Annotated in this window: 18 protein-coding genes; 10 read left to right on the forward strand and 8 right to left on the reverse strand. The window is 47.3% G+C overall.

Annotated elements, in window-relative coordinates; translation table 11 throughout:
• Positions 1–30 precede the first annotated feature (30 nt).
• Together V8247_RS03855 and V8247_RS03860 are read right to left on the reverse strand one after the other, a co-directional pair.
• Positions 31–999 carry a calcium/sodium antiporter gene (locus V8247_RS03855; protein WP_338738954.1) on the reverse strand — a complete coding sequence of 323 codons (969 nt, stop codon included), beginning with the start codon at positions 997–999 and terminating at the stop codon, positions 31–33.
• A gap of 185 nt (positions 1000–1184) precedes the next feature.
• Positions 1185–1907 carry a DUF559 domain-containing protein gene (locus V8247_RS03860; RefSeq protein WP_338738956.1) on the reverse strand — a complete coding sequence of 241 codons (723 nt, stop codon included), beginning with the start codon at positions 1905–1907 and terminating at the stop codon, positions 1185–1187.
• A gap of 319 nt (positions 1908–2226) precedes the next feature.
• On the opposite strand from V8247_RS03860, the gene V8247_RS03865 reads away from it, so the two are divergent.
• Genes V8247_RS03865 through V8247_RS03885 form a run of 5 tightly spaced genes read left to right on the forward strand, consistent with a single transcriptional unit; the run spans position 2227 to position 4790 of the window.
• The gene (locus V8247_RS03865; protein ID WP_338738958.1) at positions 2227–2553 is read left to right on the forward strand and encodes a PadR family transcriptional regulator; all 327 of its coding nucleotides are present in this window, start codon (positions 2227–2229) and stop codon (positions 2551–2553) included.
• Complete coding sequence (locus tag V8247_RS03870) at positions 2553–2900, forward strand: DUF1048 domain-containing protein (protein WP_338738960.1); 348 nt, start codon at positions 2553–2555, stop codon at positions 2898–2900. Before V8247_RS03865 ends, V8247_RS03870 begins: the two co-directional genes overlap by 1 nt.
• A 9-nt stretch (positions 2901–2909) precedes the next feature.
• Complete coding sequence (locus V8247_RS03875) at positions 2910–3251, forward strand: DUF1048 domain-containing protein (protein WP_338738962.1); 342 nt, start codon at positions 2910–2912, stop codon at positions 3249–3251.
• 24 nt (positions 3252–3275) lie between these two features.
• Positions 3276–4031, forward strand: coding sequence for an ATP-binding cassette domain-containing protein (locus tag V8247_RS03880; RefSeq protein ID WP_338738964.1), 756 nt, complete (start codon positions 3276–3278; stop codon positions 4029–4031).
• Between the two features lie 3 nt (positions 4032–4034).
• Positions 4035–4790, forward strand: a complete 756-nt coding sequence (locus V8247_RS03885; protein ID WP_338738966.1) for an ABC transporter permease — start codon at positions 4035–4037, stop codon at positions 4788–4790.
• A 120-nt stretch (positions 4791–4910) separates the two neighbouring features.
• Here V8247_RS03885 and V8247_RS03890 read toward each other — a convergent pair whose 3' ends face one another.
• The 4 genes from V8247_RS03890 to V8247_RS03905 form a co-directional block, all read right to left on the reverse strand.
• A complete protein-coding gene (locus V8247_RS03890; protein ID WP_338738968.1) occupies positions 4911–5642 on the reverse strand; it encodes an SDR family oxidoreductase in 732 nt (243 codons plus the stop codon).
• 44 nt (positions 5643–5686) lie between these two features.
• Positions 5687–6136: a MarR family transcriptional regulator gene (locus V8247_RS03895; protein WP_338738970.1), complete on the reverse strand. Its 450-nt coding sequence runs from the start codon at positions 6134–6136 to the stop codon at positions 5687–5689.
• A gap of 274 nt (positions 6137–6410) precedes the next feature.
• Entirely contained in the window at positions 6411–6935 is a 525-nt protein-coding gene (locus V8247_RS03900; RefSeq protein WP_338738972.1) for a DUF4145 domain-containing protein, read from the reverse strand.
• Between the two features lie 497 nt (positions 6936–7432).
• Positions 7433–7861, reverse strand: a complete 429-nt coding sequence (locus V8247_RS03905) for a MerR family transcriptional regulator (protein ID WP_338738975.1) — start codon at positions 7859–7861, stop codon at positions 7433–7435.
• A gap of 150 nt (positions 7862–8011) precedes the next feature.
• On the opposite strand from V8247_RS03905, the gene V8247_RS03910 reads away from it, so the two are divergent.
• Both V8247_RS03910 and V8247_RS03915 read left to right on the forward strand, forming a co-directional pair.
• Positions 8012–8398, forward strand: a complete 387-nt coding sequence (locus V8247_RS03910) for a Rieske (2Fe-2S) protein (RefSeq protein WP_338738977.1) — start codon at positions 8012–8014, stop codon at positions 8396–8398.
• 187 nt (positions 8399–8585) lie between these two features.
• Positions 8586–9101, forward strand: coding sequence for a flavodoxin family protein (locus V8247_RS03915; protein WP_338738979.1), 516 nt, complete (start codon positions 8586–8588; stop codon positions 9099–9101).
• 205 nt (positions 9102–9306) lie between these two features.
• Here the strand turns inward: V8247_RS03915 and V8247_RS03920 are convergent, their stop codons facing one another.
• Together V8247_RS03920 and V8247_RS03925 are read right to left on the reverse strand one after the other, a co-directional pair.
• Entirely contained in the window at positions 9307–10935 is a 1629-nt protein-coding gene (locus tag V8247_RS03920) for a recombinase family protein (RefSeq protein WP_338738981.1), read from the reverse strand.
• A gap of 8 nt (positions 10936–10943) precedes the next feature.
• The gene (locus tag V8247_RS03925) at positions 10944–11756 is read right to left on the reverse strand and encodes a hypothetical protein (RefSeq protein ID WP_338738983.1); all 813 of its coding nucleotides are present in this window, start codon (positions 11754–11756) and stop codon (positions 10944–10946) included.
• 323 nt (positions 11757–12079) lie between these two features.
• Here V8247_RS03925 and V8247_RS03930 point away from each other — a divergent pair, with 323 nt between their 5' ends.
• From V8247_RS03930 to V8247_RS03940, 3 genes are all read left to right on the forward strand, one after another.
• Positions 12080–12784, forward strand: coding sequence for a tyrosine-type recombinase/integrase (locus V8247_RS03930; RefSeq protein WP_338738985.1), 705 nt, complete (start codon positions 12080–12082; stop codon positions 12782–12784).
• Positions 12762–13268 (forward strand): hypothetical protein, encoded by a 507-nt coding sequence (locus V8247_RS03935; RefSeq protein WP_338738987.1) that lies wholly within the window; start codon positions 12762–12764, stop codon positions 13266–13268. The genes V8247_RS03930 and V8247_RS03935 overlap by 23 nt, the downstream gene beginning before the upstream one ends.
• A 481-nt stretch (positions 13269–13749) precedes the next feature.
• Complete coding sequence (locus V8247_RS03940; protein ID WP_338738989.1) at positions 13750–14268, forward strand: hypothetical protein; 519 nt, start codon at positions 13750–13752, stop codon at positions 14266–14268.
• The last annotated feature ends 122 nt before the right edge of the window (positions 14269–14390 follow it).

Raw genomic sequence — 14390 nt, forward strand, 5'->3', positions numbered from 1 at the left:
CTTGTAGCGTGATGAAGCGCGGGCGAAACCTTAAAACGCGGCGTTGACCAGATAGGCCATATAGCCTGTGAAAACCATCACTAACAGCGCCCCTTCAACTCGGTTGACCCGTCCCGGTCTCTTGCAGTTGTAGCCGATGGCGAATAACGACAGTGTCAGTAATCCCATGACCAGGAAATCCCGGGAAAGTACCTCAGGACCTACCGCAATCGGCTGAATCAATCCGGCGATACCCACTACTGCCAGGGTGTTGAAGAGGTTGGAGCCGATGACATTGCCCAGAGCCAGGTCGTGCTGGCCCTTGCGGACGGCGATTATTGAAGAAGCCAGCTCCGGCAGTGAGGTCCCGACAGCCACCACCGTCAGGCCGATGACCAGGTCGCTGACGCCGAAATTCTGGGCAATCTCCACCGCGCCATAGACCAGTAAACGGGAACTGACCACCAGCAGCACCAGCCCGGTCACCAGGCGGGTCAGCGCCTGACGCAGGGTGCACTGGCGGGTTTTCAGTTCCTGAGACACATCCTTGGTCAGGGCGTCGCCGGAGCCGGCGCGCCGGCCTTCCCTGATGGACCAGAACATCAAACCGCCGAAAACAGTAATAAGTACGATTGCGTTAAGACGGGATACCTCGTCGTCCCAGATCTGCCAGGCTGCCAGCGCGGTCACCAGAGTCAGTACGGGCAATTCTTTGCGCAGTATTCCGGAATTGAAAGGGATTGGGCTGATCAGCGCGGTCAGTCCCAGAATTAACGCGATGTTGGCGATGTTGGAACCGTAAGCGTTGCCGACGGCGATGCCCGGGTTCCCCTGTGCGGCCGACATGGCCGAAACCACCATCTCGGGTGCCGAGGTGCCGAAGCCGATTACCACCATGCCGATAAGCAGAGGCGCCATGCCGAAATGACGCGCGGTGGCTGACGCCCCGTCAATAAACCGGTTGGCGCTCCAGATGAGCAGTATCAGGCCGGATATTACGGCGATTATCGGAATGATCATAGTGCTGAATGTGCTTTGGGCTAACTGCTGAACTCTAAGATACCGAAAAAGCCTCCGTCGCCACTGAGGCTTTTTGGATGCCTATAAAAGATTTGATGGTGGAACCGGAGGGGATGATAGGTCGTACTTTTGAAGTGACCTTCAATCTAACTCAGTAACTTACGCTATTCTAATATTCGTTAATACTACCCGAGGCTTGGCGTTGCTGCGTCCCAGGCCAAATCGTACATCGCCTTCGCAACTTCATAGGCCATAGCTCCGGGGTGATTCCAGATTTCGCTCCCACTCAATCGGAATACACGAAAACCCTGACTGACTAATGCTCTATCTCTGGCTTTGTCACGGGAGGCTTGAGCCTTCGTCTTTTCATGAAACTCATGACCGTCACATTCTACAACAGCTCTGACTCTTGAAAAACTACTACCTGGTATTTCATGTCCCTTAAAGATTTCCCTAACATCAAAATTTGGCCACATCCCGTAGTGAGTTAGAGCAAAGTCTACTCTCATATCTGAGATTTGTGCTTGGGGGGCAACTAAAAGAGTTGGATCCGGTGTATTACTGATTCGTTCGTACTCCGCCCCTAGGTCAGGCTGAGGGGCGCCTAAATCAGGGACATAAGCAAGTGTAGTTAGCCAAAACGTGACTATAAAAACCCTTTCGATTGGTGACTCGCACTTCGCCAAGACTGTGTATAAACGTGAAAGTGCTGAATTATCAGAAAGACTCTGTATTGCAGCGCCTAATTGCGCGTGATATTCCCCTTCTTCAGGGGATATTTTCGGTAAACATGGCCAACTTGTCAGTGATTTAGTGTGCAAAACAAAATCAGCTGGTAGACCGCAATTATCAGCAAGCGCGTCAATTTGCACAAAGTCTTTTCTCAAAGCTTGAATAAGAGAATTCAACTGGTCTCCGCTATTGATTTGATATCATCTTAATTATTGTAGGCCAAAATGTAAAATCATTACAGAAAAGGACAATGTAAATAAAAGGTCGGTGCTACTTATTGGTACCTTAGGTCGGAAATCTTGAAGCTAAATTGAGCAGTGGGTATTTGACCCTCTGACCCTTGCGATGCGAACGCAATGCTCTTCCAACTGAGCGCATGCATACCGCTCCCAATTGCGGGAGAATTTTCGCTTGACAGCCCCGCTATAGAGTGATACTATATAGCGGTAGTAAGTGTCACAGCATACAAGTCTTACAATATAGCAAGGAGTCACTATGGGGGAGAACCTAACGGAAATGCTCAAAGGCGTGCTTGAGGGCTGCGTCCTTGAAATTATAAGTCGCAAGGAAACCTATGGCTACGAAATCACACGACGGTTGAATGCCCTTGGCTTCACAGATGTTGTGGATGGAACGGTGTACACCATCCTGATCCGGCTTGAAAACAGCAATCTGGTAGAGGTCACCAAAAAGCCTTCCATCATGGGGCCGCCGCGCAAGTTTTTCGTGCTCAACGACGCAGGGCGCAAGGAGCTACGGAAGTTTTGGGGAAAATGGGAGTTCGTATCATCAAAAATTAACGAGTTAAAGGAGAAAAAATAGTGAATTTCTGGGAACAAGTTACAGGTAGCGACATGACTAAAGGAATGAAAACTTTTGAATCGCGAGCCAAAAAGCTACCGGTGGATTATCAAGCGGCATGGGGGAAAATAAATGCTTATCTATTGACGCGCTCAGACTTTACAGGTCGCAATCTCATGCCGATTTTTGACGGTGTACTTGGCCTGCTTGAAGAAACGGCGGCGGAAGGTAAGAATGTCCATGAGGCTTTGGGCGACGATATCCAAGGCTTTTGTTCAGCTCTGGCCAGCGAGGAAGGAGCCAGGTCTTTTAGGGACAAATGGCGTGATCAACTTAACAAAAATGTCGCTAAAAAATTAAACAAATAGGAGGATAAAATGAGCATACAAGATATCATCGAAGGCAAAAAAGAGTGGCGAGCGCACATGGCGCGTGTCAAAAAGCTCCCTCAAGATTATCAGATTGTTTATAAAGAGATTCTAAAATATCTCTTTAAAGTCGGCCCTGTTGAGCTAACCGGCGCGACAGGGTTGCTCTCGGGGATTGTTGATCTTTTTGAAGAAGGGGCGGCTTTGGGAAAGGGTGTGCTTGAAGTGACGGGCAGTGATGTTGCGGCTTTCTGCGACGAGCTGATAAACGATTCAGAAACCAATGCCGACATTCTTCAAGAGACCGTTGAACAAGAAGTTATTAAGGCCATGAAAAAATCTTACGGATAAAACAAGTCAAAGGGGGATGTCGGAATGGAAATCGCAATCCAAGTAAAAGGGCTGCAAAAGTCATATAAGGAACTTCACGTACTAAAAGGGGTGGATTTTGAAGTGGAAAAGGGAAGTATTTTTGCCCTGCTCGGCCCCAATGGCGCAGGCAAAACAACCTTGATTAATATCCTTTCGACGCTTCTTAAGCCCGACAACGGTATGGCAACCGTCTGCGGTTTTGACGTTTTACAACAGCCGGATAAAGTGCGGCAATCAATCAGCCTGACGGGGCAGTTTGCTGCCGTGGATGGTATGCTCACTGGACGGGAAAACCTTATACTGATTGCCAAACTCCGCGATATTAAAACCCCCTCGCAGACGGCCGAAAGCTTGCTTGAGCGCTTTGGATTAAGCGAAGCGGCAAACAAGCGGGTAGGTAACTACTCCGGCGGCATGGTGCGCAGGCTCGACATCGCCATGAGTCTTGTCGGGACACCCTCTGTCATCTTTCTGGATGAGCCGACAGCGGGGCTTGACCCGGAAGGGCGGCTGGAAGTATGGAAAACCGTCAAGGAGCTTGCAGGAGGTGGAGTAACAATTCTGCTGACGACGCAGTATCTGGATGAAGCCGAACAGCTTGCCGACAGAATCGCCATCCTGCACAGTGGCAAAATCATCACCGCCGGGACCCTAGAAGAACTTAAAAAACAGTTCCCGCCCGCGAGGAAAGAATATATCGTAAAACAGCCTACTTTGGAGGAAATATTCCTCGCCATCGTCGGCAAAAAGGAGGAATAATAAATGATTTGTCAAACACGTATATTATTCGGACGCTTGGTGCGCCACATTCTGCGTAGCCCGGACACGATCATTACGGTTGCGCTCACTCCAATTGCTACGATGCTAATGTTTGTTTATGTGTTCGGCGGAGCGGTAAAAACGAGTTTGGGCGAAAATGTGAATTATGTGAATTACCAGTTGCCAGGCATACTACTGATCGCAATTGCCAGCGGCATAGCCTATACTGCCATGCGGCTTTTTATGGACAAGGAAAAAGGGCTTTTTGCGCGGTTTCATTCCATGCCCATCAAACGCTCGTCGGTGTTATGGAGCCATGTTCTGACCTCGCTTGTGTCCAACATGCTTACAGTCATAATAATTATACTTATCGGGTTCATTATGGGGTTCCGTTCAGGCGCAGGAATATTGGAGTGGCTCGCGGTGGCGGGGATTCTCATGCTGTTTACCCTGGCCTTAACATGGGCCGCGGTCGTTCCGGGGATTACGGGGAAATCAATGGAGGGCGCAACCGGATTTGCTTACCCGCTGATATTCCTGCCGTTTATAAGCTCGGCGTTTGTACCAACCGAGACGATGCCGTCGGCCGTTCGCGCTTTCGCCGATAATCAGCCGGTGACATCGATAGTGGAGTCTATCCGCGCTCTACTATCCGGTCAGCCGGTGGGCAACGATATTTGGGTTGCGCTTACATGGATGGTCGGGATTTTGCTCGTTGCTTATGTCTTTGCAATGAGGGCATACAACCAGCAGGTTTAAAAAGAGTAATTGCGGAAGTAGTGGTGGAGCCGGGGTATCAATAGGTAGAACTTCTGGCGACTTCAACCTGACTTTCAGCCTGAAACCGCTGTGATGGTTCGAGGATAAGCGCTACTCATGCTATAGGAATGACTTGTCCAGTTGATACATCGAGTAATCAATAGCGTCATAGCCGCCGTCAACAACCAGTTGTGTGCCGTTGATAAACCTGGCTTTATCCGACAGAAGGAATAGAATGGCGTCAGCAATTTCCTCTGGCTCAGCGTTTCTGCCTAGTGGTGTAATTTCAGCCGTCACCTCTGGTATGTACGGTTTGGCGCTCTCCGTATTCACCCAACCCGGCACAACCGCATTGACCCGCACGCCATATGGCCCAAAATTTGCCGCCAAGGATTGTGTAAGATTGATTTGTGCCGCTTTCGTGAGAGTGTAGGGGATGCTTGCGTAGGCCGCGTGGCGGCCGCCGTGGCTGGATATATTAACGATGGAGCCTCCCTTCACCAGATTTTTTCTGAGTCCGTGGCAAAGGCGTAATGGCGCGGTCAGATTTGCTTCGATTGCCTTGTCCCACTCATCGAAATTGAATTCTTCCCACGGTGAACCAAGTATCTCGGCAGCGTTGTTGATGATGCCAAACAATGGCTTATTGTTTAAACTCTTGATTGCATCTTCAACTTCATGTTTTTTTGATAGGTCAGTATGTAGCCAATTAATGCCGCTGAATTCAGGATTGCCGGCATCTATCTTCACTTTGTCCAGCCCATATACTTCATAGCCACTGTCACGGGCTTTTTGTGCGGTAACTTTACCAATGCCATTTGCGGCTCCGGTTATTATGATTGCCTTTGTCATGATTACTCACCTCATTTGACGCTAATATAGTTGCCCTATGGCAACTATATGGTTTTAAGCGACTCATTGTCAAGTGCGGCGGTAATCTTTACAGCCGTTCGGGCAAATTGTTCTGCTTCGTTGGTGGTTAAAACATTCAACGCGAGTTTTACATTATCGTGCTGACCTTTAAAGATGTTTTGAATTATTTGTTTCGAGAGACTCGTGAGATGGATTGTATATGAACGGTGGTCGTTTTTCGATGTGCTCGTCGAAATCAGTCCGTGGGCTTTGAGATATTTGAGGTATTTTGAGGTTGTCGGACGTGATAATCTCAATTCATCACTTATTTGCGAAGGTAAAATACTACCGTGTTCTTTGACAAGGGCCATGATATTAAAGTGGTTCCAGTTCAAACGAACCTGCTCATCACTTGCTAAGACACGTCGTGCGATAAGTACGTGCTGAAGATTGGTTAGAGCGTTTTCAAAGGCTTCTTCGTTTTTTGTATTCATGCGACTCTTAATTATAGCAATATTCATGATTCAATGTTATTAGAATATGGGCAAATGCCTTCCGCTTTCCTCATAGGTCTTCCTACACAAGATGTTGAGGAGGAAAAGCCTTGCGCGAAGGATGGCTAGAAGCGTCGTCGGATGTAGAGATTCAGTTGAGGAAAAGTTGCACAGAGATAGTAAAAGTGGAGCCGGGGTATCAATAGGTAGAACTTTCAACTTTGATTTCAGTTTGGCATAAAATTCGAATACGTGAAATAGATGAGAGCCAAAATCAGCTTATAAATAGTTCATTTAGCATTCGAACCGTGGTATAGATGACCAGCCGAGCTTCCTCAGGGTCTATTTTCTCTCGCCGATGAACGCCAATGTCACCGTAGCCTTTTATAGACGTGGCTAGGGCATAAATCTTCGCGCCAAGAAGGCCGGAACTTGTCGCTTCTTCCAGCATTTTTCCTAGAGGCTTGTCCTCAATACCTTTATCTATAAGCGAAAGCTGTAAAGCCCTACGACACATGGCAACGCAAGCTTTATAGCATTGGGAATAATTCGCTCTTTCTGCTTCTTCTATGTCCTCTTTAATATCGGCAGGGACTGAAGAATTGAGAAACTTAGATTGGGTGCCCGGTAGCGCTAAATCCAAACTTTGAATAAAGCCCTTATGCATTGTAATCGGTATTTCATGTTGGCACTCGAGGCAACGAATTATGCCGTGCAATTCTACATTTGTTTTGCACTCGATGTTAATCTGGTTGGAACTCTTCTTGCCGTAGCATTCTGGGCAGACTAATTGGGCCATCCTTACGACCTCCTTTCGCTTGAAGAAAAAATTATATCACATTGTTTATCTAGGTCTTCTTCGGAGAAGTCAAAGAATATTATTTGCCGCTGCTGTCGGGTCGGGCAGGAGTCCGGGTTTGGTTCTCGGTATCGTCCCTTCAAGCCCACCATTGATTTAGGTTCAGCCTGTTCACAAAAGTTTGTGAACAATTTACTGGAAAAGTTCATTGCCTCTCGTCCTGACGATTGTAGCCCGAGAACTATTGAGTTCTATCGGTTTACCCTTAGCAAGTATGTGGGCTATCCTCTAAGTCCCGAAGGTGTTAATGCCTATCTGAAATCTCTCACTTGTGTTAATGGCAAAGCTAGATACTACCAAGCTCTCAAAACACTCCTTTTATGGCTATATAGCAATGAGATTACTCATGAGAAGATCATCGACAAAGTACCTCCGCCTAAGATTCAAAAGAAGCTACTACCCGCAATATCCGGCCTCCGATAAAATGCACATATAAATCATAAAGCCTGTCCAAAATTTGGACAATCTTCTTGGCATGGTTCAATTTGACAATGGGAACACATTTCCACCTTCTTAATCGATGCTTCAATCTCCTTCTGAATATCATTGAGTTTCATTATCTCTGCCTTGGTTTTTACTTTTTGGATATTCAATAATTTCATTGTATGGTCCACGATACCCTGACGGGATTCAGCAGTCGCACCATATTTCATCAGTGTCTGAATTTCTTTAATAGGAAACCCGATGTGTCTAAGTCCTTTAATGAATTTAAGGCGATTTGCATCTTGAATGGTATACAGCCGCATACCACTGGCAGTATGCGAGGAAGGAGTAAGCAGCCCCTTCTCCTCATAAAATCCAATAGTCCGAACGCTCACTCCAACCTGTTTTGCAAGATCACCTATTTGAAGCTGTACAATAGCCAAAATCAACCTCCTGCTAATTACTACCGATTATAGTATTACATAATAACAATTGTCAATACCTTAGATGATATATATAACCTATGGTATTGACAACAACTATAAGTAGTGTTATAGTTAACCCCGAAACGAAAAATGAAACGGAGCAATAACATGGGTTTAATCCAGGCAATACTTGGTATCTGTGAAACACAGCCACTGAACAACGAGGTGTGGCAGGTTAAAGAAAAAAAAGCGTTAATCGACCTAGAAAAAGCAAGTGCTTTAAAGGGTAATAGTGCTGTCTATCTAAAAGGTAAAGGGTTAGCTAAGCCAATCCTTGTAATCCACACTGGTGATGAGTATCGTGCGTATACTAATCGGTGCAAACACATGGGCAGGAAAATAGACCTGGTACCCGGTGAGAACAAACTACGATGTTGTAGTTTAGGGCATAGTGAGTATGACCTTGATGGCAAAATACTAAAAGGACCCGCCAAAGAATCTATCAACAAGTATAAAGTGCGCACGAAAGATGGGTTATTGATTATAGACCTGTAATAAATAACCCTAGGAACTAAAAGAGTTGCCGGGGATATCCAAAACAGAACCCCAATAATAACTTAAGGAGGTTGGTAGGATGGCTGAAATGCCCAGCGAAGTGCTGGAACTGGTTAAAGATTAAGAATAATGTGGTAAGGAACGATGTCGAACTATTAATCATGAGTATATTTAAGGAGATCATAAAATGAAAGTATTAGTTACATATTTTAGTCAAACTGGAAATACGGAAAAGGTCGCTAAAAGTATCTACGAAGAAATATCCCAAGCAAATGATGTGGATTTGAAAAAGCTTGATGATGTCGGAGTTGAAGATTTTGCTGGATATGATTTCGTCTTCATTGGTTCGCCCCTCCATTCAGCCAATCTGGCTGCACCGGTCAAGAAATATTTGGCTAATATTCAGGCAGGTTCGAATCAAAAAATGGCTGGTTTCATAACCCATTTTTCTGCGGCTTATCCGAACCAGGACATGGAGGGATTTACAGAGCCTATCAAAGCAGTATGCAAGGAAAAAAAGATTGAATACAAAGGGTGTTTTGACTGCCAGGGATTTCTCGCTGAAGCCTTGCACGAACCAATAAAAACTGCTCTTAATCTATCTGACGAGGCATGGGGTGAAATGCATAAACAGATGACTGGACACCCTAACGAAGAAGACCTGATAAGCGCCAAAGCTTTTGCCAGAGAAGTTTTAAACTGATTTCAAATCCGTATACGCTAATTGTGTGATAAGTGAAGTTGGCTACTAAAACACAAATCTATCATAACGGAAAGGTGTGTGGTAAAATATCAGACACCTTTTTTTGAAGCAAGTTTTATTACCATTGAACAAACATAGGAACGTATAGATCTAGCCATAAGCAAGGGTGATGTACCCCGTATCAATAAAGAATGTCAAGCTATCTTCAATTGAGATATGACACCAAGAAATGTTGGAGCACCGGGATCAATTCCTTCTTGTCGAATAAGAGTTCGGGGACAGTCCCCCACGGCCCACCAAAGGTAACCATAGGCAGAACTGATACTTCCTCCTTTCCCCCGGATACCGGGATCGGCAAATTATAATAAATCGTTGCTGTTTCCTTGCCGACCTCGATCCTTTTTATGAACGAACGCAAGAAAGCTTTGCTTTCGGCAAAATCGGCCTCATCCAGCAACGTCTTTAACTCCTCAGCGAAAGCCTTGATTTTTACGGCATCAACATGGGTCACCCCTTGGGCAATGTCTTCAACTTCCACCACTAGTCTTCGCTTGCTCAGTTCTTCCTGCCGTTGACGCAATTCCCTGATCCGTGGAGCCAAGTCGTCAAGGCTCACTTTGCCTGTCTCCAGCGCTTCATACAGTTTGGACAGCCTGTTCTTGATCTCTTTTAATTCCACGTCAATCTGGACGAGTTGTTCTTTCAAGTTGCCGTGGTTTGAATCAAGATCTTCATTGACCAATTTCACCAGATCTTCTAACCAATCGTTGTTCAGGATTCGGCTTTTAACCTGATCGATGACTGCCTTTTCGAAGCGGTCTTTGGCTAGAGCCCGGGCGCTACAGGCTTCACTTCCCCTCTTGTTCCCTTGATTGCACATGTAATAGTAGTACTGGTGGGATTTAGCGCTCCTGCCGGTCATGGCATGACCGCAGGTGCAGAACAGAAAGCCGCTTAGAAGGTAGAAACTCGGCACAGTGCGCGGATGGATAATGGTTGGTTTTTTGGCACTCATCCGATTTTGAAGCTCAATAAAAGCTTCCTTACTGACAATTGCCGGTATCGCACTTTCTATTCTGACGCTATCGCTCTCTCTGCCCCGATGTCCACCCCAAACAAGGGTGCCACAATAGGCCTCGTTAGTCAGTATTTTATAGACGGTGGTTTTACCCCATAGCTGCCCGGTCGAAGTCTTTATCCCCTCACGATTCAGGGTTTTGGCAATTTCTTTGCTACCGATGTCTGTAAATGCCAGCTCAAAAATGCGGCGTATCGCACGCATGGATTGGCTTTCTTCGGCATCCGGTTCGAGCTTATACCGGGTTTTAGCTCCGTCCTGAACCGGCACTTTATGAAGGCCATAAGGCGGGTGGCTACCGTTATAGAAACCACGCTGGGTGTTTTCTTTTAAGCCCCGTTTAATGTCCTGAGCGAGGCTGGCGCTGAAAAATGAATCCATGGTTTCGATTACGCCTTCCAGAAGCTGACCAGACGGGCTGTCATCAAGTGGCTCATTGATCGAGATGACTTTGATGCCCCTACTCTTGAGTAGCGCCTTGTAGGTGATTGAGTCGAGTCTGTTTCGAGAAAACCTATTTAGCTTCCAAACTAGTACCACCTCAAAAGGTGGTTTGACAGATTTGGCCATGCCAATCATTCTTAAAAATTCTGGCCGGTCGGCGGTGCGGCCGCTCTCTGCTTCATCAACAAATTCCCGGACGATTTCATGCCCCTGCCTGGCAGCATAATCCCTTAGCGCCCGAAGTTGGGCTCCTATTGATAGATCAACGTCCTGAGAATCGCTCGAAACTCGGCAATAGATAACGACTTTCATCTTTCCTCCTAAATCGGGCAATAATCACAACGCCCTGGCAAAACACGCCGTAGCGTGATCGCCCACAAATCTTCGGCCAGATTTTTCTCAACCCGCTTCAGTTCGGAATGAGCTTTTTCCAACTCCAGATATTCGGGCCATTGCCGAACGCGCTTTTGCCACTTCTTAAGCATCAACCGCATGATAGGTATTTCGGTCGAGTCCATCTCGCCCATGCGGCTAAAACCCACCCCATAATTAACAAAACCCAGCTTGCTGGAACGTTCCTGAATCTCGTTTAAGTCCAGATCGAGTCCATGATACCCTTGAGCCCACTGCTCGGTTTGATGTTTAAAAAAGGCATCAACACCGCTCATTATCGCTGGGACTCGGTTACCGAATGGCCGCAGTTGCGGGTCAGATTTAAGTCCGGCAATTCTCTTCTCAATCCGATCATTGATATCGTTGATAGTCTTTTGGATGCCATCGAGTTTGGATAGATTTTCCCAGATGGGCGATCGTGGCAGGTGTTTCCGGAGAGCGATTTTGATGTGCTCTTCCTTGGGAGATAGATATTTGTCTTTAACCGGGGACTGCGGATTGAGTTTTTCAGCTACGGCGCACATATCTTGATAGTGGCTCTCGACCGCATCGCGCAGAACCGAACGCCGCATTTCTTTGGCTTCGATTTCCTGCCTGGCATGTTCAAGATGGACTTCCACTGTACGCTTGTCATAGCCATCTTTGTCGGCTATCTGTGCCGCAGATTCTCCCTGTTGGTTACGACGTAGCCAATCTTGGTCCTGTTCCGGGGTTACCGCCGGCTTTTTGATGCGTTTCAATTCGCTCCCTCCTTCGACAATTTCGCTTTACAGCTGAAACGATTCATATTGATAGGTGCAAATAAGTGCTGATTTACAAATGATAGTCTGCTTATAGGTGCTATATTGAAGGCGTCTAAATCTATCGAACATAGATTAATTGTAAATCTGGCTCAAAGATATGTCAAGAACCCAAGGGCCACAGACCCCAACCGATGCCAAGGTTATTTTGGCCAGCATCATCGCCAAGGCTATCAGGCGAGAATGGGCTGCGACAACTAGTACTGTGCCTCTGGCTCAATCTGAAAACGATCCCCTAGAAGCTACTGAAAATCGGTGTGAAAATGACCAAAGCATATCTTGAACTCGGAGAGGTCAGCCAATTGATCGAAGCCGCCACTAACCTGCGTGACCGGCTTCTACTAACGCTACTCTTTCACTTGGGCTGCCGGATCAGCGAGGCTTTGTCCATTAGCACCGATGATATCGACCTTATCAACGGGATCGTAACCATCAAGCACCTTAAGAGCCGAATCAAATTGAAATGCCCGAAATGCCAGGCAGCACTCGGGCTGAAGTCGGTATATTGCCCAAAGTGCGGCGAAAAAATCGAATCGGCGATCAAGGATCTAAAAGACTTCCGCAAACAGCGGGTTCTGCCTGTTGATGAAGAATTACTCGCCCTCATAAGTGAATATATCACCCGGGGCGGTCCGGTTAACCGTAACGGAAAAAGAATGCTATTCGGCATCAACCGGCACCGCGCCTGGCAGATCGTTAAGACTCTTGGCGAACAAGCCGGATTACCGCACATCGTCAACACCGAAACCGGCAAGGTACATAATGTCAGCCCTCACAAGCTCCGGGATGCTTTCGCCGTACATGCCGTGAAACACAATGATTCCGGGGACGGCCTCCGCATGCTCCAGGAGCATTTAGGCCATCAGAGCTTCAATACCACAGCCAAATACCGCAAGGTGGCCGGCGAAGAGCATCGGAAGTGGTACGACGATCTCTGGAAGAGCGATGGTAATTCAGCTAAGACCTAAGAAGGGTGGTTTCCTCCGGCCTTTCGGCTGCGGCTGGTTCATTAGAGAGTTCCTGTTAGGAAACGCGCCTTACGGATCGCCTACCGTCAACCCGATCGTCGGAGCTCCGCAGGCGGAGATATTCCATAGTTATAAGATCGCCATAATCAACGAAACGGCGATGGATCGGGCGGTGAGAATGGCGGAGAAAGTGGCGAAGAAACAAGACCAACGCTTTTCACCGGATCGGGTCGATGACCTGCTTAAAAAGATCACTCCAAGTATCCCCTATAAGACCACTGCCTGCCGCTATCATTCGTTTGTAGTTTACTTCTCAATGCTCAAAAGACTTGGCTGGGTAGAACCGTCAAGCCACACAGAGCGGTCGGCTTTTCAGGATAACTACCCTCAAGGTCCGGCACGGAAATACTATCGGTTGACACGGGTAGGGCTCGGGGCTGGAGACAGCGCCTGGGCGAATCCGCAGAAAGCCGAGAGGGGCTGAGCCAGTCGTCTCCTGAAACGAACAGCATCCGGCATTAATGGAATAGGCGGCGCAGTTTAAGTAAGCACCGCCGAACTGCCCAAACGGCCGACCATCAGGCCACCAAAGGCCGAAAGAGCCCCCAAAGGCGCCAAAAAGGTATTCCGGTATCCCCGCCGTTTGATTGCACAATTCACCTGGCCAATATCGGATTGTATTGTGGCAATTGGCGGTGAAACGCACTAAAAGGCCAATTCAGGCGCCATCCGGTGAGGAAAGAGCCCGAATTGTGTGATTAAGCCTTATCCGAAGCTAACCGATTTTTCTAATCCGCCATCGTGGATACGGGCATTGTTGTAAATAAAGGTTCATTTTGTAGCTGAACATAAGCGAAGATTGTTGGATGATGGGTGCTGGACTCTACCAGCACCTTAACAACTAAATTGCTATAAATCACTCACCTGAACGCTTGCCCCCTCTTTGAAAGGGGGTAGCAAACTACATGAAAGCACCTTCAGGATGTTCCGACGATCACAACAACCTTCCACTATCCTACAACCGCCTAACCGGAGACTGGCTTCTATATTATGCCGTCGCCAAACGCTTTGAATGGAAAATCCCGCCGCAAGACAAAGCGGACGTCCGGCACAGCATAATGATGGAGCTGGCAGACGCCCAGAACCGCAAGGGCGGCCTTCCCTTACCCGAAGCGGCAATGTACCGTATCGCCAGTTTCGAGGTGGCTGATTATTGGCGCAAGAAGAAACGGCAACCCGACCTTATCAGCCTCGACGAAGAGACCGCCGACAATGACACCGGCCTTGCCACAGTTCTACCCGATGATTCTGCCCTCGACCTCGATGCCTGGGTGGATGCCCGGACTTTCCTTTTGTCCTGTCCCAAGCGCCTAATCCAAATAGCCTTCAAAAAAGTGAACGGCATAACCCTCGAAAACGCCGAATATAAGTACATGAGCAAGTGGCGCAAACGTGAACAAAAAAAATTAGTGTTTTGTGGGTAAGGTTTTCACCCCTTTCAGCGGTTATATAAGTAGAAGCATTTAATTAGGCCAGCGAACGGCGGCTAGTTAAGGGCTTACTACTTTGCGAAGCCGATGGAGTTGCCCACTATCGGATAGCTAAA

The sequence above is a fragment of the Dehalogenimonas sp. W genome (assembly GCF_037094495.1).
Classification (GTDB): Bacteria; Chloroflexota; Dehalococcoidia; order Dehalococcoidales; family Dehalococcoidaceae; genus Dehalogenimonas; species Dehalogenimonas loeffleri.

What these genes read in the sequence shown, in the direction of transcription:
- V8247_RS03855 (WP_338738954.1), bottom strand. Translation starts at nt 999, where the DNA reads ATGATCATTCCGATAATCGCCGTAATATCCGGCCTGATACTGCTCATC.
- V8247_RS03865 (WP_338738958.1), top strand. Translation starts at nt 2,227, where the DNA reads ATGGGGGAGAACCTAACGGAAATGCTCAAAGGCGTGCTTGAGGGCTGC.
- V8247_RS03875 (WP_338738962.1), top strand. Translation starts at nt 2,910, where the DNA reads ATGAGCATACAAGATATCATCGAAGGCAAAAAAGAGTGGCGAGCGCAC.
- V8247_RS03880 (WP_338738964.1), top strand. Translation starts at nt 3,276, where the DNA reads ATGGAAATCGCAATCCAAGTAAAAGGGCTGCAAAAGTCATATAAGGAA.
- V8247_RS03885 (WP_338738966.1), top strand. Translation starts at nt 4,035, where the DNA reads ATGATTTGTCAAACACGTATATTATTCGGACGCTTGGTGCGCCACATT.
- V8247_RS03890 (WP_338738968.1), bottom strand. Translation starts at nt 5,642, where the DNA reads ATGACAAAGGCAATCATAATAACCGGAGCCGCAAATGGCATTGGTAAA.
- V8247_RS03895 (WP_338738970.1), bottom strand. Translation starts at nt 6,136, where the DNA reads ATGAATACAAAAAACGAAGAAGCCTTTGAAAACGCTCTAACCAATCTT.
- V8247_RS03900 (WP_338738972.1), bottom strand. Translation starts at nt 6,935, where the DNA reads ATGGCCCAATTAGTCTGCCCAGAATGCTACGGCAAGAAGAGTTCCAAC.
- V8247_RS03910 (WP_338738977.1), top strand. Translation starts at nt 8,012, where the DNA reads ATGGGTTTAATCCAGGCAATACTTGGTATCTGTGAAACACAGCCACTG.
- V8247_RS03915 (WP_338738979.1), top strand. Translation starts at nt 8,586, where the DNA reads ATGAAAGTATTAGTTACATATTTTAGTCAAACTGGAAATACGGAAAAG.
- V8247_RS03920 (WP_338738981.1), bottom strand. Translation starts at nt 10,935, where the DNA reads ATGAAAGTCGTTATCTATTGCCGAGTTTCGAGCGATTCTCAGGACGTT.
- V8247_RS03930 (WP_338738985.1), top strand. Translation starts at nt 12,080, where the DNA reads ATGACCAAAGCATATCTTGAACTCGGAGAGGTCAGCCAATTGATCGAA.
- V8247_RS03935 (WP_338738987.1), top strand. Translation starts at nt 12,762, where the DNA reads ATGGTAATTCAGCTAAGACCTAAGAAGGGTGGTTTCCTCCGGCCTTTC.
- V8247_RS03940 (WP_338738989.1), top strand. Translation starts at nt 13,750, where the DNA reads ATGAAAGCACCTTCAGGATGTTCCGACGATCACAACAACCTTCCACTA.